This window comes from Paenibacillus sp. FSL R5-0473, from assembly GCF_038004565.1.
In the GTDB taxonomy this organism is placed as follows: domain Bacteria; phylum Bacillota; class Bacilli; order Paenibacillales; family Paenibacillaceae; genus Paenibacillus; species Paenibacillus amylolyticus.
In genome coordinates, this window is sequence record NZ_JBBORL010000001.1 from 332,887 (window position 1) to 359,218 (window position 26,332).

At 49.9% G+C, this 26,332-nt stretch carries 17 protein-coding genes; 12 read left to right on the forward strand and 5 right to left on the reverse strand.

Annotation, left to right across the window (positions count from 1 at the left end; translation table 11 throughout):
• Positions 1-13: 13 nt before the first annotated feature.
• Complete coding sequence (locus MKY28_RS01585; protein WP_036673403.1) at positions 14-1,312, reverse strand: aminotransferase class I/II-fold pyridoxal phosphate-dependent enzyme; 1,299 nt, start codon at positions 1,310-1,312, stop codon at positions 14-16.
• Positions 1,313-1,490: 178 nt separating this feature from the next.
• A complete protein-coding gene (locus MKY28_RS01590; RefSeq protein ID WP_221820993.1) occupies positions 1,491-2,108 on the reverse strand; it encodes a pyridoxamine 5'-phosphate oxidase family protein in 618 nt (205 codons plus the stop codon).
• Positions 2,109-2,281: 173 nt separating this feature from the next.
• Here MKY28_RS01590 and pdxR point away from each other — a divergent pair, with 173 nt between their 5' ends.
• Together pdxR and MKY28_RS01600 are read left to right on the forward strand one after the other, a co-directional pair.
• On the forward strand, positions 2,282-3,721 hold the full coding sequence (pdxR, locus tag MKY28_RS01595) for a MocR-like pyridoxine biosynthesis transcription factor PdxR (protein WP_340934528.1): 1,440 nt from the start codon (positions 2,282-2,284) through the stop codon (positions 3,719-3,721).
• Positions 3,722-3,899: 178 nt separating this feature from the next.
• Positions 3,900-4,685: an AraC family transcriptional regulator gene (locus MKY28_RS01600; RefSeq protein ID WP_036605807.1), complete on the forward strand. Its 786-nt coding sequence runs from the start codon at positions 3,900-3,902 to the stop codon at positions 4,683-4,685.
• Positions 4,686-5,032: 347 nt separating this feature from the next.
• Here MKY28_RS01600 and asd read toward each other — a convergent pair whose 3' ends face one another.
• A complete protein-coding gene (gene asd, locus MKY28_RS01605; protein WP_036605808.1) occupies positions 5,033-5,824 on the reverse strand; it encodes an archaetidylserine decarboxylase in 792 nt (263 codons plus the stop codon).
• 85 nt (positions 5,825-5,909) lie between these two features.
• Positions 5,910-7,040: a YheC/YheD family endospore coat-associated protein gene (locus MKY28_RS01610; protein WP_340934529.1), complete on the reverse strand. Its 1,131-nt coding sequence runs from the start codon at positions 7,038-7,040 to the stop codon at positions 5,910-5,912.
• Between the two features lie 515 nt (positions 7,041-7,555).
• Here MKY28_RS01610 and MKY28_RS01615 point away from each other — a divergent pair.
• Positions 7,556-12,769 (forward strand): WIAG-tail domain, encoded by a 5,214-nt coding sequence (locus tag MKY28_RS01615; RefSeq protein WP_340934530.1) that lies wholly within the window; start codon positions 7,556-7,558, stop codon positions 12,767-12,769.
• A 170-nt stretch (positions 12,770-12,939) separates the two neighbouring features.
• Here the strand turns inward: MKY28_RS01615 and MKY28_RS01620 are convergent, their stop codons facing one another.
• A complete protein-coding gene (locus MKY28_RS01620; protein WP_047841259.1) occupies positions 12,940-14,505 on the reverse strand; it encodes a M4 family metallopeptidase in 1,566 nt (521 codons plus the stop codon).
• Between the two features lie 758 nt (positions 14,506-15,263).
• On the opposite strand from MKY28_RS01620, the gene MKY28_RS01625 reads away from it, so the two are divergent.
• The 9 genes from MKY28_RS01625 (at position 15,264) to MKY28_RS01665 (ending at position 26,305) form a co-directional block, all read left to right on the forward strand.
• Positions 15,264-16,229 carry a glycosyltransferase family 2 protein gene (locus MKY28_RS01625; protein WP_235193921.1) on the forward strand — a complete coding sequence of 322 codons (966 nt, stop codon included), beginning with the start codon at positions 15,264-15,266 and terminating at the stop codon, positions 16,227-16,229.
• 41 nt (positions 16,230-16,270) lie between these two features.
• Complete coding sequence (locus MKY28_RS01630) at positions 16,271-17,383, forward strand: glycosyltransferase family A protein (RefSeq protein WP_340934533.1); 1,113 nt, start codon at positions 16,271-16,273, stop codon at positions 17,381-17,383.
• Positions 17,383-18,156, forward strand: coding sequence for a glycosyltransferase family 2 protein (locus MKY28_RS01635; protein ID WP_340934535.1), 774 nt, complete (start codon positions 17,383-17,385; stop codon positions 18,154-18,156). Before MKY28_RS01630 ends, MKY28_RS01635 begins: the two co-directional genes overlap by 1 nt.
• Complete coding sequence (locus tag MKY28_RS01640) at positions 18,153-18,884, forward strand: sugar phosphate nucleotidyltransferase (RefSeq protein ID WP_036605812.1); 732 nt, start codon at positions 18,153-18,155, stop codon at positions 18,882-18,884. The genes MKY28_RS01635 and MKY28_RS01640 overlap by 4 nt, the downstream gene beginning before the upstream one ends.
• Before the next feature lie 866 nt (positions 18,885-19,750).
• Positions 19,751-20,398 (forward strand): GT-D fold domain-containing protein, encoded by a 648-nt coding sequence (locus tag MKY28_RS01645; protein WP_340387463.1) that lies wholly within the window; start codon positions 19,751-19,753, stop codon positions 20,396-20,398.
• A gap of 65 nt (positions 20,399-20,463) precedes the next feature.
• A complete protein-coding gene (locus MKY28_RS01650; protein ID WP_340934537.1) occupies positions 20,464-22,191 on the forward strand; it encodes a glycosyltransferase family 2 protein in 1,728 nt (575 codons plus the stop codon).
• Positions 22,192-22,543: 352 nt separating this feature from the next.
• Entirely contained in the window at positions 22,544-22,822 is a 279-nt protein-coding gene (locus tag MKY28_RS01655; protein ID WP_036605813.1) for a glutaredoxin family protein, read from the forward strand.
• 323 nt (positions 22,823-23,145) lie between these two features.
• Complete coding sequence (locus tag MKY28_RS01660; RefSeq protein WP_340934539.1) at positions 23,146-24,489, forward strand: LLM class flavin-dependent oxidoreductase; 1,344 nt, start codon at positions 23,146-23,148, stop codon at positions 24,487-24,489.
• 172 nt (positions 24,490-24,661) lie between these two features.
• Positions 24,662-26,305 carry an ABC transporter substrate-binding protein gene (locus tag MKY28_RS01665; protein ID WP_340934541.1) on the forward strand — a complete coding sequence of 548 codons (1,644 nt, stop codon included), beginning with the start codon at positions 24,662-24,664 and terminating at the stop codon, positions 26,303-26,305.
• The last annotated feature ends 27 nt before the right edge of the window (positions 26,306-26,332 follow it).

Below are 26,332 nucleotides of genomic sequence, written 5' to 3' on the forward strand. Positions count from 1 at the left end.
AGGTCTGTGTTAACTAAGTCGTCCGCAGATCCTGAACTCCACGATAGATGGTTTCATACAGATCTTCCAACCCGGATTCTTCAATACAGGAGAAGGCGATTCGAAGATCCGATTCACCCAGCGCGATTGTACCCACACCATATTTGTGCAGCAAATGGCTTCGAAGTTCTTCAGCGCCAACTTCTTTCAGCTTCAGGCACATGAAGTAACCGGAGTTGAACGGATAATAGTCCCATGCATCTCCATACTTGCCGCTATCGAGAATGGCTTTTACCTTATTGGCGCGGCCTTTCATAATCTCGAACTTCTCCTGTTTCTGTGCTTCAAACTCCGGTGCTTTGAGCGCATCCAGCACAAAAGTCTGGGAAGGATGCGGGCCACTGGAGATCGTTGCCCGGATAATACCAAGTGTTTTTTGTTCCAATGCATGCAGAACGGCTGCATCTTCATGAGCATACGTAATGAATCCAACGCGGAAGCCCCATACAAACTCCTCCTTGGTTGCACCATCCACTTTTACAGTCAACACACGTGGATGAATGTTGGCAAGTTTGCCAAACAGGGATTCATGAATGGAATCTTCGAAGAACAGTCCAAAGTACGCATCATCTGTTACAGCAACCACGTTAACGCCGGCTTCAGCTGCCTGAAGAATCGTGTTCACAATGGCATCTGCTTCTTCGGCTCCAGGCGTATAACCTGTTGGGTTATTCGGGAAGTTGAGCAGAACGATCGCTTTACCTTTGTCCTTTTGATCAAGCAAAGCCTGAAGCAGACCCTCACTGTTGAAGTTCAACTGATCATCGAACAGGGGATAATGAACCAACTGGCCATGACGACGAATTCCGAAGGTCAGCTCGTAATTTTCCCAGTTTTTATCCGGATATATGACAGCGTCCCCTTCATCGGCGAACAGGTCGGCTACGATACTTAGTCCATGGGTTAATGCATTGGTTACAATTGGATTGCCAAACGTTTTGCCTTCCAGAGAAGGTGTTTCCTTCAGCATCTTGTCTCTCCAAACGGTCCGCAATTCAGGTTTGCCTGCAGGTGGAGCGTAAGGATACAGATCCTTTGGTTGGAATGCAGACAGCTTCTCCTGAATAACCTGAAGATGCATCGGCACACCACCCTCCAGGGCGATACCAATCGTGGCATTATGGGTCTTGGCCAAGCTTGCTGCTTCAGCAGATTGACTCAAAATCCCCTCTTTAGGAAAATAAATTTCTTTGCCAAGCTGTGACAGCATGGAGTAGACGTGACTGCTGCCTGTCTGAATACTTTCGTTCAACTGTTCAGCCAGTGGATTCATTCTTTTCATCCTTCCAAGTCTTTGTGATTCAACTGCCTAACATTATATCACCTTGACATGCCCCCGTCACGGAAATTACGCAATATGACAGTTATATCACTTTACCGCGTTGTTGCAGAGGGTTTTCGGGTGGGTTATCGTTGTATTCGACCTTGGAGTAATCCTCAAGAAATGAAACTTATTGCTGATGAAATGGACAGTATTTCCGCATCATTTCAGCAGTTTCGGCATCTCTTCCTTCATTGCGCTGTTCCAGTTCACCACTGATATGATCGAATCGTTCACTCGAGAGGTTTTGTCCAAATTTAAACTTGGCGCTGATCCGTTCAGGACTAATTCGGACTACGGCTACAGCTTTGAGGTTTCCTGTGTAACGCGAGTCAGTAGCGTCAATGGGTACATATCCGCCTTGCGGCTGGAGTTTTTCCATAAATCGTTGCAGTACCTTACCTTTGATGTCCAGATCTTTAACCGGTTCAGCCTGACCAAAGGCCATGACACTTTTGAAGAAAGAAGTTGCCGGACAAGCCAGCTCAGGATCACTGAAATAGGATGGAATCAGGGAGAACTCTTCAGCTACTGTGAAACTGACCGACGAATCCTGTTTGATCTGTTTCATCTTCTCACCAGCCAGACTGCCGTGGAAGTAAAAGCAACCGTCCATATATACAAAATTCAGCGGTGTAACCCGTGGTTGTCCGTCCGGGCTGACCGTTCCCAGAAACCCGAAGGAGCACTGATCCAGAAATGCGGTAATTTCCTGTTCTTCATCTACTGTGAATTCTTTCCGTCTCATGTGTAATCCCCCATCATTGAATGTGTAATAGAACGCCATATCTTATGGATAACCATAGTTCATACATTGACAATGAAATAGATCCAATTTACATTCACTTTAGTAGGCCAATTAGTCAGGGATCACAGATGAAGACAAATGAAGAGAGGTGCATGATGGAATTGTGGCTGCCGATGGATACCTATGAACTTCAGCATCGATACAAGTATGAGGCACTGTACCATGCGTTACGTGATGCCATTCATGCAGGCACATTGGTGGGAGGCACGCGGCTTCCTTCCACCCGTGAGTTGGCAAGGCAATATGAGATGTCACGTGGTTCGGTAGCTCAGGTATACGACATGCTGCTTGCGGATGGTTATGTCCATGCACATCGGGGAAGAGGTACATTTGTCACCGAAACATTATCCACTCAGGAAAATGAAAAACAGGAAGCCGTTCTCAAGTTGTCTCCCTGGGGCGAACGAGTACAGAGGTTGAATACGCAACATGAAATCCTGCGGACTCAGATGTCTTCACCGAAGCCGTCCGTCATTAATTTTCAAATGCAGCGCATGCCTGCAGAACATTTCCCGTTAGGGGAGTGGAAGAGTGCACTCGCTGCGGTTCATCGCAGTGGTTGGCGAGAATCAAGCGGTGTAGCCGGTGATCCGGAGCTGCGTGAGGCCATCGCCTCCCATCTCAGATGGACACGTGGTATCCAGGCTGAACCCTCTCAGATTGTATTGTTCAGTGGTTCAATGCAAGGCATCACCCTGCTATCTCAACTGCTGATTACGGAGAATACAGCAGTTGTATTGGAGAATCCGGGTTATCCAGGCATCGCCCATGCCGTCAAGTCCTGTGGTGGGCATATCATCCCGGCAGAGGTGGATGCCGCAGGCATTATTCCTCAGCCTTGGGAGGCACAGACGTTATTTGTCACCCCTACCCGGCAGTTTCCAACAGGGGCCGTGCTGGGATTGGACAGAAGACGTGCCTTGCTTGCTTGGGCCACGAAGCGGAATGCGGTCATCATTGAAGATGATTATGACAGTGAATTCCGATGGGGTGGAAGGCCTATTGAACCCCTCAAAGTGCTTGATCGTGAACAGCGCGTCATCTATGTTGGTTCATTCTCACAAACGATGGTTGCTTCGTTTCGACTTGGCTACGCCGTACTGCCACCTGGTCTGGTAGAACCTCTGCTTGCCGCCAAGGCGTTGTATGAACCGGTACCTCCGGCGCTGTTAGAGCAGCGCGCACTGGCAAAATTTATGACCAGAGGAGGTTACCTGAGGCACTTACGACGGTTAACCCGGTTATATGGGGAACGGCATGATTTTTTTGTCCGAGAGATGGAACTACAGTTGCCGGAGGCATTCACGATGCAGCTTGGTGATGCAGGACTGCATATCTACGCTACCTGGAATGGCGATGTGGACAGTTATCAGCGATTTAAAAAGCTTGCTCAGGAGGATGGCATACTGTTCCGTGATGCAGAGCGATATCGGCTGACTTCAGGTCATCCGGCGGCCTGTTTTGCTTTTGCACATCTGGAGAAAGAAGAGATGACAGAGGGAATCCGGCGAATGCGGCTAGCCTGGGAGAAGTGCACATTTTCGTTTCGGTGAATTCCGCTGTATAATGGGATAAGACATTTCGCTCCTGTAGGGGCAGAGATTATATATGAGCAAGTTGTATTTAATCATGCAAGATACTGAAATACATATGGCCTGGATTGAAGAAGTGAGATTCAGATCAGAATGATGCCATATGCAGAGAGATTAACTATCAAGGGGGAGTGGCGACATGCTGCAGGCATCGCCGTCATCATTTGTTATTTTGCCCGCTGTCGCCAAAATTGTCTGTGAACCGGGCTGGAAGTGGCAGAAACGGGAAAAACCGATGCAAAACTATGATTTATTTTATGTATGGAGTGGTGAAGGAACGCTTGTATTGAATGACCAGTCGTATGAAGTTGGCAAGGGGAGTTGTTTTTTGTTCAGGCCAGGAGATCATCCTACTGCAACACATAATAAGCAAAAACCGTTGGTACTTACGTATATTCACTTTGATGTGGACGTGCCTGTTGCTGACGTTCCCCAGTCCTATCGCGAGGTACAGGAAACGGTGGAGTTTGAGCATTTGCTGGCACGTTATGTAAGACTGTTCTTATCGGATGTGTACGGACGTGATGAAGAGAGCCGATTGATTCTGAAACAATTGATGATTCATCTGCTGCGTGCCGATACGGAAGAACCTGTGGAGAAAAAGGTAAGTAACCAGTTGTCCGATGTGATCCAGGAGGTCGCCAATTATGTGCGTCAGCATCCGGGGATTACGCATCGGGTGGAAGATCTGGCTGCGCGGGCTGGCTTATCGCCCCGATACTTCTCGATCAAGTTCAAGGAACTGGTGGGATCATCGGTGCAATCTTATATTATCCGCATGCGTATTGAACGGGCGGAACATCTGCTGGTGCATACCGGCATGAATGTGACCGAAGTGGCGGATGCTCTGGGCTACCGGGATATTTTCTTCTTCAGTCGTCAATTCAAGCAGTATACCGGCAAAAGCCCGTCCGAGATTCGTTAAAATTCTGATGAGAAAAACAGGACACCGTTTCAAGTCTGGAACGCAAGGGTAATTATCTAGCATTCCAGATGACCAAAAGGGGGAACTTGTGATGAACGGAAAACGTCGGGTCCGCAACCGGGGATGCTCTACGAAGGGATGCAATATTTTCCGGAACCGTCTGCGTCGCTTCAAACCGGCAGAGGACTTGCAAGATGTGTGGTTTTGAGGAGAACTCAGCAGACCAATAACGACGGAGCGAAGCTTCGTATTGCATGTATATATGGATGAATATGAATTCATAAAGAGGATGGCGCAATACCTGGTTACAGGTGCTGCGCCATCCTCTTTATTTGCGTATGGACTCATTAGTTCTTCGGTTTCAAACGACCAAGCAATGCACCCATTTTGACCGAATCGCCTGGCTGTAAGCCCGGGTTTGGTTCGAATGTGCCACTCTGCGTCAGCAGAACAACGGTGGAACCGAATTCAAAATAGGCCAGATCATCGCCTTGTGCCCAGGTACTTATGTCCGTATCAGCATATTGTATGCTACTCACGTTCATCGCACCTACTTTGACAACCGCCACTTCACCGTAATCATGTGCGATATACGTAATGAGTCGTTCGTTTCGACTAAGCACGGATCTCATATGGGTCAGGCCAAAGTCATTCACGGGATAAACTTTGCCTTTGATGTGTTCGCTCTCTATTTTGCGGCCGCTGACAGGTGCATGAATGCGGTGATAGTCGCGAGGGCTGAGATAGAGGACGAACCCGTACCCGTGCTTGTACTTCTCCAGATGGGGAGAATGGTTTAATAATTCAGCAAGTGTATAATTTTGTCCCTTAACATTCAGGAGTGTCCCTGCAGATATTGGACCAGCTGCCGTAATCTTGGCATCTACCGGGCTGATCAGTGCATGCTCTGAAAGTTCCAACGGGCGCATGCCCGGCTTTAATTTGCGGGTAAAGAAATCGTTCAGTGAACGGTATTCCTTCCAGTCTTTCTCGGCCTCCTGAACAGGGATGTCGTAGGTCCGGACAAAATAAGGGATAAATGCCTTACTTCCCCGGCTTTTGGAGAAGGCTCCCACAGTCCGGGAGATCCATTTGCGCGAAGAAAGCTCGGTCATTAATCGCAACAGCGTTTTTGCCATGAATATCCCCCTTAGGGTTAATGCGAACTTCAAGGCCGGCAAGACCGGCCGTTCTGCATAATATTGACACAGAATGCACACGAAATCAATATAGTCTCCTATCGTATGTCTGCGGTTGTCTCGGAATTCTCGAATTCTGTTCCAGCAGCAGACGCCCATAAGCCATCGGTTTGCTGTACGTTGCCTTCCAGTGTTCCGACATTCCCGCCTTGCGAAAACCGTAACGCTGATCCCGTCCATTGCATTCAATAAAATAGATCTGGCCGCTGCGCGTTATCCCGAGATCAAGACCCAGATCAGCCAGATGTGGCAGACTGGCCGACAGGTTCTGAGCAATTCGAAGTGCAACGAGTCCGATTCTGTATTCCAGTCGAGCCAGGTCGAAGCCAGATTCTCCTAATCCAAGAGCCTCTGCGAGCTTCATGACTTTACCGCCCTGGGCGATATTGCTGACAAACGTATGGGCAGGAGCCGCTTTGGCAAACATGCCTGTTATTCCCCAAAGACCATCGCTGCCCCGTTGTACAGATACCCGCAAATCTACCGGCCTGCCCTCATAACGTACCAGTGGGATACGCTCTTCAATGAGGTAGGCATGGCGAAAGATCCGCCTTAGGGTGGCGGAAGGAAGCTGTCCTTTGCTCAACCGGAAGGTAGCCCACCCTTTGCGTGCAGCCTTCGTCTCACAGGTTAGTTTCCACTGTCCATCTCGCTCAAAGACTCGCATAATCCCATGACCGATGCTACCGCTGCATGGTTTGATGACGAGGTCATCATATTGTTCCATCATATACGCCAGAGACTCTGGCGTAGCTTTGACTGCACGGGGCAGGTGTTCTCGCAAGGCGAGGTCCTGATGAAGCATGTCATGAATGTGATCTTTACGGTACCGGTTGCGAACGTTGAATACCTGAATACCCTGCAACATCAGCTTGGTGATCTGATGCTGTTCCGTCCGGCGAAGCTGGAGTGAGCGGTTATGAATGACGGAGGGCAGTGGCATGCGCTCGCGAACATATCTGCCTTCTTTTTTAACATAGGCAAGACATGTTTTTTGATCGGAATCGATATCTTCCAGCCGCAAAAAGCAGGGAGTTAATCCATAACTGGCCGCTGCCTGTTCATAATTCGCGAGTGATTCCTGACCGGTCCTTCCGGCCGGTATCCCCCGGTACATGCGTGAATCGAACATAATGCCGATCGTTTCTTGGAGCATGACCGTTCCTCCTTCGATGTTATCGCGACCATGGATCGTCCATTCATGGAATGCCGGCCTGTCACCGCATGGCTCAGACATCGCGATAACGCAGACCGGTGTGTAAGATGCATCGCCAAGCACTAGTGCTTGCTCAGGGCGTGTCTAAAACTCTGAAGGAAGCAGGTTTTGCCGAATCTTCGTTCCAAGCAAGGAAGTTTTCCGCAGGCGTGCCGGGGCACGGCTAGGGAAAGTGACACAGCAGGGGGCGAAAAGACGGTGAAAGATGCACTTCAGCGAGTTTTCAGACACGACCTAGATATAATATCCTATGACATGACTGGAACGGGGGCGTGGACAGCCGCCTTTCCTCTGCAGCCCTGACACGCCTATTTCCACGAAGATCATCGAACCTTCCTGTCTTGACGCCTGTACATTCGTGCTCTGGAATCCGCAAAAGTCATAAATGAAGTGGCAGATGCCCATATGGAAGCATATGATGCCGGAGACGAACGTTAGAGGAAGGAGCAAGCTGCATGAGTAAAAATGGAAAAAAGAAGGTTCCGACGCCGAAACTGCGGCATGTGAGCCCGAAATACAAGGAATTGGAACTGACTGATCGCCGGGCAGACAAGATGAACTCAGGTTTCACTGTGAATAGGGAAGAACGTTTGAATACGAATAAAAGGGATTCGAGAGCTGTTCAGGAGTCGGAAGAATTCCTATTCGACTCAATGGAGCTACCTTCTTCAACAAATGAGCTGGAAGAGTTGGAGATCGAAGCCGAAATCAAGCCGGAACCCGTAGAGTCTGATAGCAAGGAAATCGAGACAGAAGACAGCTCGGATAAGCAGATTCAGGTTAGCAGTGTGGCTCCGCTTGTTCTGGAAGAAGAGGTGGGTATCATCAAACAAGAAACAACAAACAAGGACCGGCTGCAGATCCTGAACCAGAACCAGATGCCGGGTCATACCGGACATTACATCTACACGGACGACTTGAGTGAATTTGCTGTTACGGAGAGCAAGTTGGCTCCTTTCTCTGTAGATGCCTCCAAGCTGAAACCGGATGCGGTCGGCAGTGAAGCATTGCAGGATTATGCGGTGACCAGCATTCACATTGCAGACGGGGCCATTGTTTCAGCAAAACTTGCGGAAGCGTCTGTATCTGAGGAGCACCTGATTGACGGTTCTGTGTCTGGTCACAAAATACGAAATGCTTCTATTGCAGGCGAGAAAATCAGAGATGGCAGTATTACTTCTCAGAAGCTTGGCAACCAGGCCATCGATTCGGCCAAAATTGCCGACGGCTCCATCAGCACAAGACATCTCAGCCGCATGCTGGTAACGGAAGAATTAATCAAGAATCATGCCGTAACTGGAGACAAGATCGCGATTAGCGGGGTGGATACAAGGCATCTCACGGGAGGAGCTGTGAATACCTCCAAACTGGCTGACGATGCAGTGACTACAACCAAAATTCGTGAAGCTGCTGTCACAGGCAGCAAAATCGAAGAACACTCCATCGAGTCTCACCATATTCAGGCAGGTGCTGTTAAACAGACACATCTGGCAGAAGGGTCTGTCGGTCGTTCACAACTATTAAATGGAAGTATTGGAAGTGACCAGATAGAGGATGGATCCATACAAACAAGACATTTAGCTGAGGGTTCATTAAGTGGAAGACATCTACTGGACGGTTCAATCGGTTCAAGCCAGATTCGAGCTCATTCCGTTGGCAAGGAGCAGATTGGCAATGGAGAAGTGGGCAGTGAGCATTTGACAGAAGGTGCAGTAACCAGTAGCAAACTGGCAGACCAGTCTGTCGGAACAGCAAAATTGCTGGAGCAGTCCATTACGGCATCCAAGATCTCTGATCAGAGCGTCATTTCTTCCAAAATTGCGGATGAAGCCGTACAGGGTAAACATCTTGCCAAAGGGTCCATTCGTGCGGAACACATTGCAAATCGGGGAATTACGCCGGTACATGTGGACAATTCCGCAATTCACTCTATTCACATTGCAAGTGGAAGCATCGAGGCAGCTCATCTATCTGCCGGAAGTGTGTCCGGAGACGCTCTTGCAGACGACGTGGTGTGTGAGCGGCATCTTGCAGAGTCGGCCGTGGGTACGTATGAATTGCAGGATGCTGCCGTTACAGACGTTAAACTCGCGGATGGAAGTGTGACAACAGAAAAGCTTGGAACGGCATCGGTGAGTAGCAGAGCGCTTGCCCCGGGAAGTGTTATATCCTCGCATCTTGCGAGTGGTGGAGTCACAGGGACACATCTGGCTCCAGGCAGCGTGGGTTCCGAGGCCCTGAGACCTTATGCAGTGAAATCGGAACACTTGACAGAACATGCCGTAGGTGTACCTCATCTTCAGCCGGGTAGTGTTGAAACGGATGCGATTGCACGGGCTGCGGTCACCACAGACAAACTGGCTATTGATAGTGTAACTTCAGCCCAGCTGGCTGGCGGGTCCATTTTTCCGCCTCATCTAACAGATCATGCGGTTACCTCCCCCAAGCTTTCACCAGAGAGTGTTGCAACAGATAAACTGGCGGATTTTGCTGTCACATCAGCTAAACTGGCAGACGGCAGCGTGACTTCTTCCAAGATTATGGCAGAGAGTATTAACGCCAAACATATTCCAGCAGGAACCATTCGCGGATATCACCTGAAGCAGCATGCCGTTTCCCTGGAACATTTGTCGGAAGAAATACGCTCGCCCGAGTTATTCGCTGATGGCAGTATTACCGGCAACAAACTTCGGCATGGCTCCATAAGTGCGGACCATTTGACAGCAGACTCGGTATCCGGGACAGAACTGCAACAGGCTGCTGTAGGTAGCGAGCACTTGCAGCCATCCGTTGTACAATCCGTCCATCTGGCTGAAGGCAGCGTGAAATCTGACCATTTGGGGACTCAAGTAGTGAGCTCACAGCATCTGAAGCCAGACATCATTCATGAGGAGCATATTGCTGAACAGGTGGTCACATCGCATCACTTGGCACCTGGATCTGTCGAAACAGACCATCTGGCACCTTTATCCATTACAGCGGCTCACCTTCAGCCAGGTTTGATCAGTGGTTTGCATCTTCAGGCAGAGTCAACAAGTGCTGTTCATCTGCAGCAAGGAGCTGTGCATTCCCGTCATATTCAAGATGGTGAAATTCTTCCTCATCATATTCATGAACGCAGCATCGGAACGTCTCATCTGGAAGAAGAAGCGGTAAGTACGATTATTTTGCAGGATGAATCTGTGACACGCTCCAAACTAGCGACTGGTAGTGTGGATGGCAGCAAATTAGCTGCAGGAACCGTATCGGATACTCACCTTGCCAATGAAAGTGTGCAAACCCGTCATATCCAAGAAGGCGCAATCCTTGCTGATCATATTCAAGAGTGCAGTATTGGCTCAGTTCATCTGGATGAGGAGTCTGTAAGTGCGGTTCATTTGCAAAATGGATCTGTAACAAGTGCCAAACTGGCGGATGGCAGTATCAATGGCAGCAAATTGCTTGAAGGAACCGTATCGGGGATTCATATTGCGTCCGAAAGTGTGCAAACCGGGCATATTCAGGCAGGGGCCATTCATGCTGACCATATTCAGGAGCGGAGCATCGGCACAACCCATCTGGAGGAGGAAGCAGTAAGTGCGATTCACCTGCAAAATGGGTCTGTCATCAGTGCCAAACTGGCCGACGGCAGTGTAACCGGCAGCAAGTTGATCGAAGATGCGGTGTCGGGAATCCATATCGCCTCTGAAAGTGTGCAATCCCGCCATATCCAGGCAGGAGTAATCCTTGCTGACCATATTCAGGAGCACAGCATTGGCATGCTTCACTTGGAACAGGAAGCAGTAAGTGCCATTCATCTGCAAAATGGATCTGTAACAAGTACCAAGTTGGCCGACGGCAGTGTAACCGGCAGCAAGTTGCTTGAAGGAGCAGTATCAGATATCCACATTGCAGACGATAGTGTGCAATCCCGTAAGATTCAGGCAGGAGCCATTCATGCTGATCATATTCAAGAGCGGAGCATCGGCACAGCACATTTGGAAGAGGAGTCGGTAAGTGCCATTCATTTGCAAAATGGATCTGTAACGAGTGCCAAACTGGCGGATGGCAGTATAACTGGCAGCAAGTTACTCGAAGGTACGGTATCCGGGATTCATATCGCATCGGAAAGTGTGCAATCCGGGCATATTCAGGCAGGAGCTATTCATGCTGGTCATATACAGGAGCGAAGCATAGGCACAGCCCATCTGGAAGAGGAAGCCGTAAGTGCGGTTCATCTGCAAAATGGGTCCGTCACAAGTGCCAAATTGGCTGACAGTAGCATTAGCGGCAGCAAATTGCTCGAAGATACTGTATTGGGGAGCCATATCGCGTCGGAAAGTGTGCAAACTCGTCATATCCAGGCAGGAGCGATCCTTGCTGATCATATTCAGGAGCATAGCATTGGTACGTCCCATCTGGAGGAGGAAGCAATAAGTGCGGTTCATCTGCAAAATGGGTCTGTAACAAGTGCCAAACTGGCCGATGGCAGTGTGAGCAGCAGCAAACTGCTTGAAGATGCGGTGTCGGATGTCCATATTGCCAATGGAAGTGTGCAATCCCGTCATATCCAAGAGAGAGCCATACATGCTGACCATATTCAAGAGCGAAGCATTGGGATATCCCACCTCAAAGCGGAATCGGTAAGTTCGATTCATCTGCACAATGGTTCCATAACAAGTGCCAAAATGGCTGACGGCAGTGTAAACGGTAATAAATTGCTTGAAGGTGCGGTATCGGCTATCCACATAGCAGACAAAAGTGTGCAAACTCGTCATATTCAGGATGGAACCATTCTTGCTGATCATATTCAAGAACGCAGTATTCGCACAACTCATCTGGAAGAGGAAGCAGTAAGCGGGGTTCATCTACAAAATGGGTCTGTCACCAGTGCCAAATTGGCCGATGGCAGCGTGAACGGCAGCAAACTGAGTGAGCAGAGTATTACCTCTAATCATTTGAATGCGGGGATTGTAGGTCCAGCGCATCTGAGCGAAGAGATATGGAATGCGATCCGTCAGTTCAGCGGAGAAACGCTGGAGCAACTGGCAGCTATCAAAAGACAAGAGGGATTGCTTCAACCACAAAATGAAGGTGTACAGCAATCACAGCAGGTAATCGTCGAGGCATTACCGGGTGCTGGTCTGGAGCAACAACAAGAGCTGGTATCCCAAACAGATCAGCTTGGCGAACTACCGGCAGCTTTGTTCACAACTGAGCAGGCAGTGCAGGAAGATCAGGGAGATCAGGCTCAGCAACCACAGCTTGAACGGTCACAGGAGATCGTTGGAACTACGGAGTTTATGTTAAGTGAACAATCGATTAAACAGGAGCATCTCTGTGATGATGCCGTGGGCAGCAGCCAGCTGCAATCGGGGGCAGTTCAAGCCAAACATCTGGCCTTCCAGCCCGTTCGCAGCGTAAGCAAACAACCGGTTGTACAACAATTCGGGATGGAAGCTTTTGTACTGCCAGAGAGTGAAGTATGCACAGAGGTAACTGTTGTTTTTGAAGAATCATTTGCTTCAGAACATTATGTGATTGTGGGCATGAGTAATGATCGGGGATTCCAGATTTCCCTGCTGTCGCAGAGTGAGGATGAAGCGGTTCTTGAAGTGTCACGTACGGCAGATTGCAAGCATACGTACGGATTGTTGTCATGGATTGCTGCGGGACCTTCGCAAGGATAGTGCAGGATTGTATCCGTAATAAACAAATGACAAAAGCGGTGTCCAGAGTTGTCCGGGACACCGCTTTTGATTGATATCAGCTTAATCCGTTCGGACGGTGAGGGGTGTCTGAACGTTTTGTTACCATTAGGATGAGTACATTATAAGTTCAATTACAATAAAATAAGATTTTACAGGCCTACAGCTTGATACGCTTTGGTAATAGCAGTAGCTTCAGCGGAAGTTGCTCCGTACAGATCTTTGGCTGCTTGAATGGTAGCTGTTTTGGCAGCGGCAAATTTGGACGTTGGTGTCAGGTAGTTCACCAGTGTGCTGTAGAAAATCTGGATCGCTTTATCCCGACCGATTCCGGTAACAGTCACACCATTATGTGTTCCGCCTTGAGCAGCAAGGAAATAGGCTTTATTGATGATACCACTGTTGATATGGACACCGCCGTTGTCCTGTGAGCCTGTGTAGCGATCGCTGTATTTGTCAGGTTGACCATACAATGTAGGGTTGGAGAGGGAGCGCAGCGCATCTCCTGGAGTGTTAGGTGTGTAGATATCATCACCGAGCAGCCAGTTTTTGCTTTGGATCGTATTACCGAAAATATCGGCAAAGGCTTCATTGAGTGCACCTGGTTCATTGCGATATTCCAGATTGGCTGTATATTCAATAACACCATGCGTCAATTCATGGCCCACAACATCCAGATCACCAGACAGGGATCGGAACATCGTTCCATCTCCGTCACCAAAGACAATCTGTGCCCCGTTCCAGAAGGCGTTATTGTAATTGGAACCGTAGTGCACGGTTGATCTGATCAACAATCCGTTACCATTAATACCGTTACGGTTGAATTTGTTTTTGTAGAAATCATACGTAGCAGCCGCATGAGCGTGAGCATCTACACCTGCACGATCGGTCCATACATTATCCGAATCCGTGAGCAAGCTACCAGGCAGTGAGGAGCCATTGTTCGCCGTGTACGTTTGGATGCCATTGCCGCGAGTGGTGTCTTTCAGTTGGAAGGTGCTGCCGGATTGAGTGGTTGTCAGGGTTTTGGTATCACCGAGTACACCTGTACCTGTTCCAGTAGCGAAGTTAATGAGGTCAAACTGGGATACGATACTGCCATCCACTGCGTTAATGAAATATTTGGTCCGTAGAGGGGCAGGTTCCAGTACGTTTACTTCCGTAATGTAAACCAGATATGTCTGACCATCTTCTTCATGATGATAGATGTTCAATTCAGCTTGAGGTGTGATTTCCGCGGCACCAAGCTCTCCAATCCGGGAGGTTGCTTCTTCGGTTGCAATACGGATCGCGTCTTCTCCGCTGATCTCGGCTACACCATCATTCGGAATGGCCTGCTCTTCAATCGGTGGAAGATCGCCAAGTGCGGAGCTCACGGCTCCGGTTTTGTCCAGGTGGACCGTCTGTTCTGCACCATAAACCGGGATACCTTTAATATACTGTTTCAGGCGGAAGTGTCTTACGCCAGATGTATCTGTGTTTCTTTTGACAATTTTGAGCTGGGATTTCACATCGGAATTCAGAAATTGTTCCTGCTGTCCAAGATAATTAAAGATAGTGTCATCTGTTCCACTGTTCAATGGAATACCCTCCTCAGAGGCATAAGGGGCCTGAAGTGGAATGGATTGATCAGACACTGGAGCTGCAGTAGCAGAGGATACGGAAGCGAGCAAAAGAGCTCCTCCAAGAATTGTTGGCATAACTTTGGCAAATTTCATAGTAAACTCTCCCATTCTTAAACTTATTTTTGGTTGGAAAATGTTCATGCCAGTCTCGGTTGGAATTCCGTCTGCAACTTGGGCAGCGCGGAGCGTGGGGCTAGACCTGAAGCGTGGAATGAGACAAGAAACGATTGGAACAAAATCGGCTTGGCCTTAGCTCGGGAAGTGTTAAGCACGACACCAAACAAAAGGATAACCGTTTATTCAGTTCAACCCGAAGGTTTAATCGTCTATTGTGTTCCTCTTTCAGAAAGCCGGGGGTTGTCCAATTGCGCAGGTAGAAGATACGTTCACGGAAAACTGGGGTGTTCAATCCGGGTTTGCGTAAATGACAAAGGCAGTGTGTTCTGAACGGCATCACTCCTCTCAAGAGTAGAATGTATCTGCTTAACAAGTTCTGTGAATGAGGTCATAATCTAATCAACCTAAGGTCAATAAATTGATTTAAAAAATATAGGGGAACTTATGTTCACCACAAGGTTATTTTTGTAAATAAAACTGCTTGGAACGTATATTATCACAATGTAAAACTTTGGAAAAGATACAATTTTAGATTTTTGTTAAATTTGTGTCTGAAGTAGGGGAGAGGTAGCGTTTTTCACATATTTTGACGTATTTTGTCTAAAAGAAAGGCCTGTACCCTCGTGTTCACAGGGAGAACCTGCTTAGTGCAAGGACAAACGCCGTTTCCACTGCTCCACGAATACATAGAATAACGTGTACTCCCTTGGCATGCCGATGATCGAATGCGGGAGGTGAAACTGTTGCGCAAAACCCGTACCACAGCACGTTATGCAACCCGATCCAATGTGACACGAAGAAAAACAGTGCTGAAGAAACGAAGATGGAAGTCTGGACACAAAAAGGGTACAAAGGCCTATACGTTCGTTATTCCATCCAAACAGCTGATGTTACAGGCTAAGGATGGAGGAGAGAATGGAGCGGAAAATGGCATGAGTGATGCTCCTTCACACAGAGATGTTTCTCAGGGACCGATGCTCTCGGTCATTATCCCTGCTATGAATGAGGAGAAAAGGATTGGTGCAGTTGTCCGTGAAGCGCTGCGGATATGCCGTGATGCTGAAGTGCTTGTCGTTGTGAATGGTTCAACAGACGGTACGGCAAACGCAGCCAAACGGGCTGGAGCACGAGTGCTCACGTATGCCGAAGCACTGGGGCATGATGGAGGACGAAAAGTAGGCGCAGCGGAGGCGCGCGGTCAGGTATTGTTATTTACTGATGCAGATATCGCAATTCCCGCAGAGCACCTTGCACCTTACGTGAAGGCTGTGCTGAAGGGAACGGATGTGGCGCTTAACGACTACCATGGGCCGGTCACTCATCATCCCGTTCATCCGGTAGTGGAGGCCAAACACATGTTGAACAGCATACTCGCAAGATCCGATCTCCGGGGGGCATCCATGACAGCAATTCCACATGCAATAAGCCGAAAAGGGCTTGAGGTCATGGGGATATCCTCACTGGAAGTTCCGCCACTCGCACAAGCGAAGGCAGTGATCGGAGGACTTCGGGTACGCGCTGTTCATCACGTACCTGTGGGTAGAATGAATGCAGTACGAATCAAGAAGCGAAGCGGACCTGATCTGCTAAGTCAAGTGGTACTGAATGATCATATGGCAGCGATTAAGTGGATTACGGATACGCTCGGTCCCCGCGGAGGTTATACCGATCTGCAACGTGTTCGCAACCTGGCGAGGTAAGCATGTCGCATCGGATGATGCAGCATGCTGGAGGTGAGGAAATGAAGGGACGTTCAGGGGTTGTCCGCCGCAGGCGGACAACAAGTAGACCAACGACAGCAGGAAGAACAGTAATGAACAAGCGTCATAGGAACAAGAAACATGTAGATATTCAAAAAAAAAGAAGAAGCCGAGCAAAGTCTGGCCCAGTAAATCTGCACTTGATGTGGAAAGCGGGGCAAGTTGCAGGAAGCGAGGCAAAGGCAAACAACACAGTATCAGAAGAACATGCACGTCTCGTATGGAATGCACACGCGGTGAACGTTGCGGAGCTAAGCAATTTCGAGCTAGCTCTGAAGGCAGGTAAGGCATTTATGCAAGGTTATGCTCAGGCCTCGGGACATTCATTCCAGATCGTGCCACTACCTCTTCGTCATTCGGCTGCTGCCATTGTCTGTGCCTGTAATGAAGAACACACACTGGGGCAGGTGTTATTGCAACTAAAGCGGTTGCCTCTGACGGATATTATTGTGGTACTGAATGGAACGACAGATGACAGTTTGAAGCAGGTACTAAGGCAGCCGGGACTTACAGTAATCTATGAACCGGATCGGGCAGGACATGATGTGGGCCGGGCACTTGGAGCCAAGATGACGGACGCGGAGACGGTACTTTTTGTGGATGGAGATATGGTCGTCTCGGCTGAACAGCTTGCACCCTTTCTGTTCGCGGTTGATCGGGGACAGGATGTGGCGTTGAATAATCTGACGTCTTTGCTGCCTGCGTTTGCAGGCCAGGATGAGGTAAGCCGGATCAAAGCATATCTGAACCGTACATTAGGCAGGGCAGATCTTGGTTCCAATTCCATGACAGCCGTGCCTCATGCATTGTCTCGTCGTATGATTCAGACCGTGAAGCCAGCATCACTGGCCGTTCCACCTAAGGCACAAAGTCTAGCTATTCAGCATGGAATGAACGTCTCGGCACCAAGTCAGGTGGATGTTATTCGTTCCAATCGGTTGCGTCCTGGTAACACGGGAAGTGGGAATGATGTCGCCAAATTGATCATCGGAGATCATCTGGAGGCACTGGCTACATTGCTGGGTACAGGTTGGAATCCAGCCCAGGAACATACACTCTCCCGTGTAGAAGTCGCTTACAGGAGGAACGCCTAATGACACTGACGAGTATGATTATCCCAACTTACAATGGGCTGGATCTGATCAGGCCCTGCATCGATGCCATACGTCAATACTCGGGCGATCCTGCGTCATATGAAATTATCGTGGTAGATAACGGTTCGACGGATGGAACGGCTGAATATTGTGCGCTGGAGCGAATTCGATTTGTAAGGTTCCCGGACAATCGGGGGTTTCCGGCAGCGTGTAACGCTGGACTTCGTGCAGCTTGCGGGGATGAGTTGTTGCTGTTGAACAATGATGTTACGGTCACGCCCCGTTGGCTGGAGAACCTGCGAACGGCTCTGTACAGTGACGCAAGTATTGGGATCACGGGTCCTGTTACGAATTATGCAAGCGGCATCCAGCAGATTAAACTACAGTTTCGGGATATGGAACATTTTCAGGAGTTGGCCAATTCCAATAATGTTGTGGATTCTTCAAGGTGGAAGGAAGTACGCCGGATCGTCGGTCTGTGCATGCTGATGAAACGAGATGTGGTGGAATCGGTTGGACTGCTTGACGAGGCATATTCTCCGGGACACTATGAGGATGACGATTATTGTTATAGAGCAAGATTGCAGGGATACCGCCTGCTGGTATGTGGAGATGTTCTCGTGCACCATCAGGGAAGTGCCAGCTTCCAGAAGACAGATCCGGTAGCGTGGAAACAGCTGCTTGAGCGTAATCGTTCGATTTTTATGAACAAATGGCATGTCGATCCGCTTGAATATATGGACATATCCGATGAAGGAGGGAACGTGGAATGAAAGGTGTAATTCTTGCCGGCGGAACAGGAACTAGACTGTATCCGCTGACCCGGCTCATTAACAAACATCTGCTTCCAGTCGGTAAACATCCGATGATTATGTATGGCATCGACAGGCTCCGCCAGGCAGGCATTGATGAACTATTGATTGTGATCAACAAACATTCCGCCGGGTTATATACAGAGTATCTTGGTGGCGGAGCAGATCATGGGGTCAAGTTGACTTATCGCATTCAGGAAAAGGCAGGCGGGATTGCGGAAGCATTGGATCTGGCAACTTCTTTTATTCTTCCTGGCGAAAAATTCGTTGTGCTTCTCGGTGATAATCTCTTCAGCGATGATCTGAAGCCTTATGTGGACCGTTACATGCAGCAACCTGCTGGTACAGCGCGAGTTCTACTCAAAGAGGTGGATGATGCACGACGTTACGGGGTGCCTGTTTTTGATCCAAAGCATCCTGAGCGAATCTCGTATATTGAGGAGAAGCCAAGCCAGCCGAAAACCTCTTATTGTGTGACGGGCATATACATGTATGATGATCATGTATTTAACCTGATTCGCAACATTGCGCCGTCTGCGCGCGGAGAACTTGAAATTACGGATGTGAATAATCACTACGCGTCTGCTGGCGGACTGGAATACGACATTTTGCAGAAATACTGGAGTGATGCAGGTACATTTGAATCGCTCCAGGAAGCAGCTGTCCGTATGAAAGGACAATTACCCTAAAATATATGCGACTGATGCTGCCGCTGTGCGGTGCCCCATGGGAGCAGAACACTCTGCGCCGGAGCTGGAAGGATGCTCCGGCGCTTTGCGCAGCGACAATCCTCGTGCATGCCAAAGGAGGGAATGGCGTGAGAGTAGTGACACGCACCGGGGCCGCTAAGGCCTCCGTGTCGGGTAAGCCCCGGGGCATCCACCCGGCCGTATTTATGGGCAGTGGCACTCCGGCAGCAACAGATACAGGGTCTGCTGGAGTCAGAGGTGTGAAGTCAGGGAAACGGAGTACCCTGACCAAAGCGGGTACATCTGCCGGCGCATCGCATAAGGCTGCTGCAAGGAAAGCCAGCAGCACAGGCAGTGCTGTTGGCAGAGCAGCAAGAGCCAGCCGCACCGGCAAAGGCAAAGCCGGCCTGCGCCGGGCCACTGCTGGGCGCAGGCCGGCATCAGCGCGGGGCCGGCGTGCCGCTGCCCGCGCCAAGCAGCGCACGGCGATGCGCCGTGCGCCCATGCCAGCACCGCAAGCCAGCACGCCACAGGCGATGCCTGCCAGCGGTGCTGGCCCCGCCCCGCGCCAGGCGACACACCCGAAGGGTGTCGCCCCCGCAGGGCGGGGAGGCGCTGCCGGCGCGAAGGCGGGCAGCGCGAAGGGCTTGCCGCCTCCGCCCGCGGAGCACGCAGTGCAGGCGGAGGCTGTGCCCGGCGGCTACGCCGAGGGCTACCGCGACGGCGTATTCGCCGGCGGGGAGGCGCTGGTGGCGCAGCACATCCCGCCGGATCACATTCTGCCTGCCGTGGCGGCGGCAGATCTGATCGCGGCGGGATTCCGCCAATACGCGCCCAGCCTGGCCCGGCTGTCCAGCCCGCATGAGATGGCTGGACACATCACGGCGGCGCTGGATGCGCAGCGCCCCTTGTCTGTCGTTCGCCTCGGAGATGGCGAACTGCTCACGCTGGCAGCCGATACGGTGCTGCCAGGTCAGGAAGTGCAGGAGCTGGCACCGTTTCTGCCCTATGCAGGGGTGCCATGCTCAACCCCCGACATCCGCGCGATGCTTGCGGAAGCCATACAGGCCGCCGACTGGGTTGGCGTGCCGATCTCGCGGGCACCGACATTCCAGGGGCTGTTATTCCCGGTATTGCGCCACTTCGGGATCGACTGGTCCCGGCTGAAATTGACCAGTTCCACGATCAATTACAGTCTGCATCAGTCCGGTCTGGTGTTGCCCTTGCTGCAAGGACGGCGGGTTCTGCTCATAGGCAGCCAGGCACCAGAGCTTGCGGCACTGCTGCATAGCAGAGGGATTCATGTCACAGGCATCATTGGTTCTGTGGCAGGAGTCATGGATATTCCGAGGGTGATGCAGCAAACCGCAGAACATGCTTTTGATATCGCGTTGGTGGCGGCGGGAATTCCGGCGGTCATTCTGTGTCGGCGAATTGCAGGTGAGCTCGGCAAGGTTGCTCTGGATTTTGGACATTTGGCTGACAAACTGGTAACAGGAGAGCTTCAACTCTAGTGGACGTCCGGGGGCTGGTTATGTGCGTGTTGGCCTCACGGACAAGTGGAAATGGAGGGAGCAACATGAGCACACCCGATCAACAGCGCGGGGAAGAACGTCATAGCCGCAGCAACAAGGTTAAGGCTCGAAACGTAGTCCGTCGAAAGGGTCACAGTCATCTGAACATCATTCCAAATATCAGCACTCGCAGTGACAACAGCCGCAGTGAAAACAACAGGAATGGCAGCATAAGCAACGAAAAAAAAGCGGCCCGGCGTGCCACACAACACGATGTCTCGCGATCTGACATGGCAGTCCTACATGCAGCAGGTCGTCGCTCAATACGTAAATCCAGACGTAAAGGCAAAAGCAGGCGCACACCCAAAGGCGCCAGGCTCTACAAACAGGGGTATACCAGAGGATACAACGAAGGTGTCCGCCAGGGACAGAACTCGTTTGGTCTTGTTTTTGAAGGAGTTAGCATCATTATCCCCACGTACAATCAGCGGGAGTATGTGCTGAAATGTGTGTCCAGTATCGAAAAGCATACCCCTGCTCCCTACGAAATCATTGTCGTGGATAATGCCTCAAAGGATGGAACTGCCGAGGCGATGCTCCGCAAAGGCGGCATGGTGAGGGTGGCTGCCCTGGATAAGAACCGGGGGTTTGCAGGAGGTGTCAATCATGGACTGATGATGGCGAGAGGACGACATATCATCGTGCTGAACAACGATACGCTCGTTACTCCGGGCTGGCTGGATAACATGATGACTTGTCTTGCCAGTGATTCGAAGATTGGTGTGGTGGGTCCGGTGACCAACTATATTGGCGGGGATCAGCAGATTGAGGTTCCGTACCGTGAGGTAGAAGAGATGTGGTCTTTTGCCGTCACACATAATCGTCCGGATGCAGACAAACATCGAATAACCGATCGCCTGGTCGGATTCTGCTGGTTGTTCTCACGGGAGCTGCTGGAACGGGTAGGTTATCTGGACGAAGGGTACGCGGTGGGCAATTTCGAAGATGACGACTGGATCATCCGGGTGAAGCTGGCAGGATACCAGCTTGCGGTAGCCGGGGATGCTTTTATCCACCACTTCGGAAGTGTCAGTATGAAAGCCTTGGGTGAGCAAGACTTTGCTGTAGTGAATAAGGATAACGAGCAGTTTTATAGCCAAAAGTGGGGAGATCCCCATGCGCTGGTTGCCGAAACCTCCCGCTTGGCTAGACAACAAACCTCTGGTACCCCATCCGGTCAACAAGAGGAGGGTGATACAAACCCAACGGATCCGCGTCAGCGAATCTCAACGCAGGGCAGCCAAGATCCAGCATTACAGTTCAGACACAGTTATGACTTCTACCCGGAAGGTTCGTTCCTGTCCGATGCCAAAGGAGATGTCTATACTTTAACCGGCGGTCGGCGGCGGAAGCTGAATATCCCTGTACCGCGTGGAATATCTCCTGTTCAGGTTGCCAAACCGGACCTGCTCGCCATTCCTGCCGGAGAAGCACTGATATCAGCGGGGGACGTGCAAGGATGGCCGAGGGAATCACAACAGGTGCATACGACAGCGGTTCATGGTTCTCACAATGGCTGGGCAGAAGGAAGTATTGTTGCCGCAGTGGATGCACCCGAGATTCGATATCAGATCAGCGGAGACAAGCGGAGAAGATTTGTTTCGGTCTATGCGGCAGAACGTTGGGGTGTACATTCTGGGCATATTATCAGCGTGTCTGCGGACCAACTGAATGCGATGGAAGAAGGCTGGCCCATTATCGCCCCACCTCAGCTCTTGAACCCCGATCTGTAATGTCAGGCGATCTGTTTATGCGAATCAGCAGCATGATGCGGAATGGAAAATGTAGCGGTACCCTGTGTAATCGCTCTGATTCATTCCGCATCCGAATATTACATATGAGTTGGTAGCTAGACTACTGAAGCAGTGCGATTCATTCCTGTAAAATAAGCCATCTTTCAAATTTATAATTTAATCTTTCTATTTGGTTATAGGTTTATTCTATTAGCAGATCCATTGACGCAGGAAGGGCACAGGAGTACATTTAGAGCCATAATTCTTATTTAACAGATGGGAATTAAAGGTCTAGGGCGTTCATATTCAATCGCACAGATCTTGATCTTAAAACTAATCAGGAGGTATGTCGATGTCATCATCAACCAAAAAAGTCGTGCTGTGGAGCAAAACAGGCTGTCATTTCTGCGGGGAAGTGAAAGCATTTCTGACAGAGCGAAACCAGCCTTTTGAGAACATTGAAGTGCAGGGCAATGACGTGCTGCGTGATGTGCTTGAAGCAAAATATGGCATTCGGCATGTACCTGTCATTGAAGTGGGAGGGGACGGCAAGTTTGAAGCCTTGCTGGAACCTGATCTGGAGAAGCTGGCTGAACTTCTGGCACGAGCGGACGAAGCGGCAGCAGTCTAACGGGAGTTGATATATACCTTTGGAGCAAGCCGTTCCGGTTGCTGCATGATGCAAGATCGCATTTGTACAGCAGCCGGAACGTTCAATAAGTTATAGCTCTCTTGGGATGTAAATGGTCTTATTTACATCTTCAATGTTCATATAGAAAAAATCTATTAGTCACGCTGTTGACCCTTTTACGGGGCAGTGATAAGATTTGTGGAATTAAAACAAACCAAACTCATAGGAATAGTTAACTTTTAAGTTATTTCGCATACGTAATCAGTTCAGTTGGCCCTTGATCATTCTTTTGAAGATTCTAATCCAAGGAAGGCGGAGTGCATATGACAGCGAAACGCAGTTTGAAATTTGGAGCCATTATTCATGGGGTTGGAGGAAGCAACACCACATGGAGACACCCGGAGGTTCTGTCGGATGCCAGCGTTAACTTTGGATTCTACAAACGTCAGGCACTGAAAGCGGAGGAAGGCAAGTTCGATCTGGTCTTTATCGCAGACGGTCTGTATATTACCGAGAAATCCATTCCGCATTTCCTCAATCGCTTCGAACCAATCAGTATCCTCTCCGCTTTGGCTGCCGTTACTTCACATATTGGACTGGTAGGCACCCTCTCGACATCCTATAGTGATCCGTTCACCGTAGCCAGACAGTTCGGTTCCCTCGATCAGATCAGTGATGGCCGTGCAGGCTGGAACGTCGTGACTTCTCCGCTGGAAGGTACAGCGAAGAACTATAGCAAGAGCAGTCACCCTTCGCATCCGGAACGTTATCGCATTGCCGCGGAATATTTACAGGTAACCAAAGGGTTGTGGGACTCTTGGGAAGATGATGCCTTTGTGAGAGACAAAGAGAGCGGTGTATTCTTCGATCCATCCAAGCTGCACACGCTTAATCATGAAGGAGAGTTTTTCTCCGTACAAGGTCCGCTCAATATTGCCCGTTCACGGCAAGGACAGCCGGTGATTTTCCAGGCAGGTTCATCGGAAGATGGCAAAACGCTGGCGGCGCAAGAAGCGGATGCTGTCTTTACCGGACACGATACGATTGAAGATGCACAGGCATTTTATAAGGATGTGAAAACACGAGCGGCTTCCTATGGACGTTCTTCACAGGATATTGTTATTCTGCCAGGCATCAATCCTATTGTTGGACGGACGGAAGAGGAAGCGGAACAGAAGTATCAGGAGATCGCAAGCCTGGTTACCATTGATAAAGCGCTGGATTATCTGGGACGTTTCTTCGAACACCATGATTTCTCCCAATATCCGCTGGATGAACCGTTCCCGGAGCTGAATGGCATTGGAAGCAACAGCTTCCGCAGTGGAACTGACAAGATCAAGAAGGATGCCAAAGAGCAAGGATTGACCTTGCGTGAAGTGGCTCTGCGGGCAGCAACACCGCGCAGCAAATTCCTGGGCACACCGGAGCAGGTTGCTGACAAGATTCAGGAATGGTTCGAGACGGAAGCGGCGGATGGTTTCATTATTGCTTCGGAGCTGCCAAGTGGATTGTCTGATTTTGTGGAACTGGTTGTTCCGATTCTGCAAGAACGCGGTCTGTATCGTACGGACTATGAATACGATACATTGCGAGGTAACCTTGGGGTACAGATTCCGGTTAACCGTTATACGGCTGCGAAGAAGCAAGTTGTATCTGATTTGGCATAACGGATAGGGAGCGTACGAGCCTCTGATTTTGTCTGGCTGTTTTCTCCAACCGGTAATGAAATCAATTACTGCGTTTCGTACTACTTTAAAACCGACTTAACTCATAGGATATATCGCGTATTGGTATAAACATCAATTTAATGACACCTGTATACACAGAGGGGGAAGCGATATGAACAGGTCTATCTCATGGATGAAATATATGGCATTGGCAGGAGTATTGGTGATGGTATTATCCGGTTGCGGAGCGGCGGGAGGCAGCACGAACAGTATGGCACAGGCATCAGGCGGGGGGCAGGCCGGGCAAGCCGAAGGAGGCAACCTGACTTTTGCACTCGCCACTTCACCGGATACACTGGACCCTCATCGCAGTGGGCTTGCTGTAACGGTACGCGCCATCCGAACGATCTACGACAATCTGGTCGTGCAGCTGCCTGATGGTTCTATCAAACCTTGGCTCGCCACGGAATGGAGCGTATCCGAGGATGGCAAGAGTTATACGTTCAAGCTGCGTGAAGGCGTGAAATTCCACGATGGCACACCGTTTAATGCGGAAGCCGTGAAATACAATCTGGACCGGGTGATTGATCCGGCCACCAAAGCTGCCAATTCTCTGGCCCTGATTAGACCCTATAGCTCCTCCGAAGTCATTGATGAATATACCATCAAGGTAAATCTGGAATCACCATCGCAAGCCTTTCTCGGCAATTTGAGCCAGGCGCTGCTGGGGATCGTCTCCCCTACGGCTGCCCAAAAATATGGCGACCAGTTGGGTAAAAATCCGGTGGGAACAGGTCCGTATACCTTTGTGAAATGGGATGAAAATGCGGATATCGTCGTTGCCAAAAACAAGGATTACAACTGGGGACCTGAGACGGTTGAAAATAAAGCCGCGCCCCATGTGGATACGATCACATTCAAGATTGTACCGGAAGAAGCAACGCGTATCGGAAGTGTACAGAGTAGTCAGGTACTCGCTGCCGAGACGGTTCCACCGCAAAATATCGCTGCATTAAAAAACGATCCGAACCAGCAATTGTTACAGGCCAATACGGTTGGACTGCCGTACACACTCTTTTTCAATCTGCGCAAAGCGCCTTGGGATGATGTGAAAGTAAGGCAGGCAATACAATCCGCTGTAGATGTGGAATCGATTGTCAAAACATTGTATCTGGGTAACTACGAACGTGCGTGGTCCGCACTGTCTCCTGGAATCCTGGGTTATGATGCATCGCTGGAAGGAAGCATCAACCCGGACATCAACAAAGCCAATCAACTGCTCGATGAACAAGGCTGGGTGAAAGGCGCTGATGGAATTCGTTCCAAAGACGGCCAGAAACTGACCCTGCGGTATGTCGATGGTTCGCCCAATCGGGAGAAACGCAATGACATCGCTGCCATTATCCAGCAACAGTTGAAACAGGTTGGCATTGCGGTTGAAGTGGAAATTACAAAAGACGTAGCAACGGTCATCTATCAGAACTGGGATTATGATCTCTATGGCAACAGTCAGGTCAATTCTGATCCCAATGCCTTGTACGCTTTCTACCATACGAGTGCAGAGGGCGAGCGTCCCACATTGTCCGGTTTGTCTGATCCAAAGATCGATGAACTGTTAGAGCAGGGAGCGGTCGAGACGGATCCTGATAAACGTGTTCAGATCTACAATCAAATCCAGCAATACCTGATTGAGCAAGCGGTAATTCTGCCAATCTATGTATTCCCGTATACCGTCGCTGCATCCAAAAAGGTCGAAGGCATCAAGTTTGATTCATTAGGTTATCCACTCTTTAACGACGTCCGCATTCAGCCCTAACATGAACGGCCAATCCAGATTGAGGAA

Excerpts from the sequence above, each read along its gene's own strand:
- MKY28_RS01585 (WP_036673403.1), bottom strand. The coding sequence starts at position 1,312 with ATGAATCCACTGGCTGAACAGTTGAACGAAAGTATTCAGACAGGCAGC.
- MKY28_RS01590 (WP_221820993.1), bottom strand. The coding sequence starts at position 2,108 with ATGAGACGGAAAGAATTCACAGTAGATGAAGAACAGGAAATTACCGCA.
- pdxR (WP_340934528.1), top strand. The coding sequence starts at position 2,282 with ATGGATACCTATGAACTTCAGCATCGATACAAGTATGAGGCACTGTAC.
- MKY28_RS01600 (WP_036605807.1), top strand. The coding sequence starts at position 3,900 with ATGCTGCAGGCATCGCCGTCATCATTTGTTATTTTGCCCGCTGTCGCC.
- asd (WP_036605808.1), bottom strand. The coding sequence starts at position 5,824 with ATGGCAAAAACGCTGTTGCGATTAATGACCGAGCTTTCTTCGCGCAAA.
- MKY28_RS01610 (WP_340934529.1), bottom strand. The coding sequence starts at position 7,040 with ATGCTCCAAGAAACGATCGGCATTATGTTCGATTCACGCATGTACCGG.
- MKY28_RS01615 (WP_340934530.1), top strand. The coding sequence starts at position 7,556 with ATGAGTAAAAATGGAAAAAAGAAGGTTCCGACGCCGAAACTGCGGCAT.
- MKY28_RS01620 (WP_047841259.1), bottom strand. The coding sequence starts at position 14,505 with ATGAAATTTGCCAAAGTTATGCCAACAATTCTTGGAGGAGCTCTTTTG.
- MKY28_RS01630 (WP_340934533.1), top strand. The coding sequence starts at position 16,271 with ATGAAGGGACGTTCAGGGGTTGTCCGCCGCAGGCGGACAACAAGTAGA.
- MKY28_RS01635 (WP_340934535.1), top strand. The coding sequence starts at position 17,383 with ATGACACTGACGAGTATGATTATCCCAACTTACAATGGGCTGGATCTG.
- MKY28_RS01640 (WP_036605812.1), top strand. The coding sequence starts at position 18,153 with ATGAAAGGTGTAATTCTTGCCGGCGGAACAGGAACTAGACTGTATCCG.
- MKY28_RS01645 (WP_340387463.1), top strand. The coding sequence starts at position 19,751 with ATGGCTGGACACATCACGGCGGCGCTGGATGCGCAGCGCCCCTTGTCT.
- MKY28_RS01650 (WP_340934537.1), top strand. The coding sequence starts at position 20,464 with ATGAGCACACCCGATCAACAGCGCGGGGAAGAACGTCATAGCCGCAGC.
- MKY28_RS01655 (WP_036605813.1), top strand. The coding sequence starts at position 22,544 with ATGTCATCATCAACCAAAAAAGTCGTGCTGTGGAGCAAAACAGGCTGT.
- MKY28_RS01660 (WP_340934539.1), top strand. The coding sequence starts at position 23,146 with ATGACAGCGAAACGCAGTTTGAAATTTGGAGCCATTATTCATGGGGTT.
- MKY28_RS01665 (WP_340934541.1), top strand. The coding sequence starts at position 24,662 with ATGAACAGGTCTATCTCATGGATGAAATATATGGCATTGGCAGGAGTA.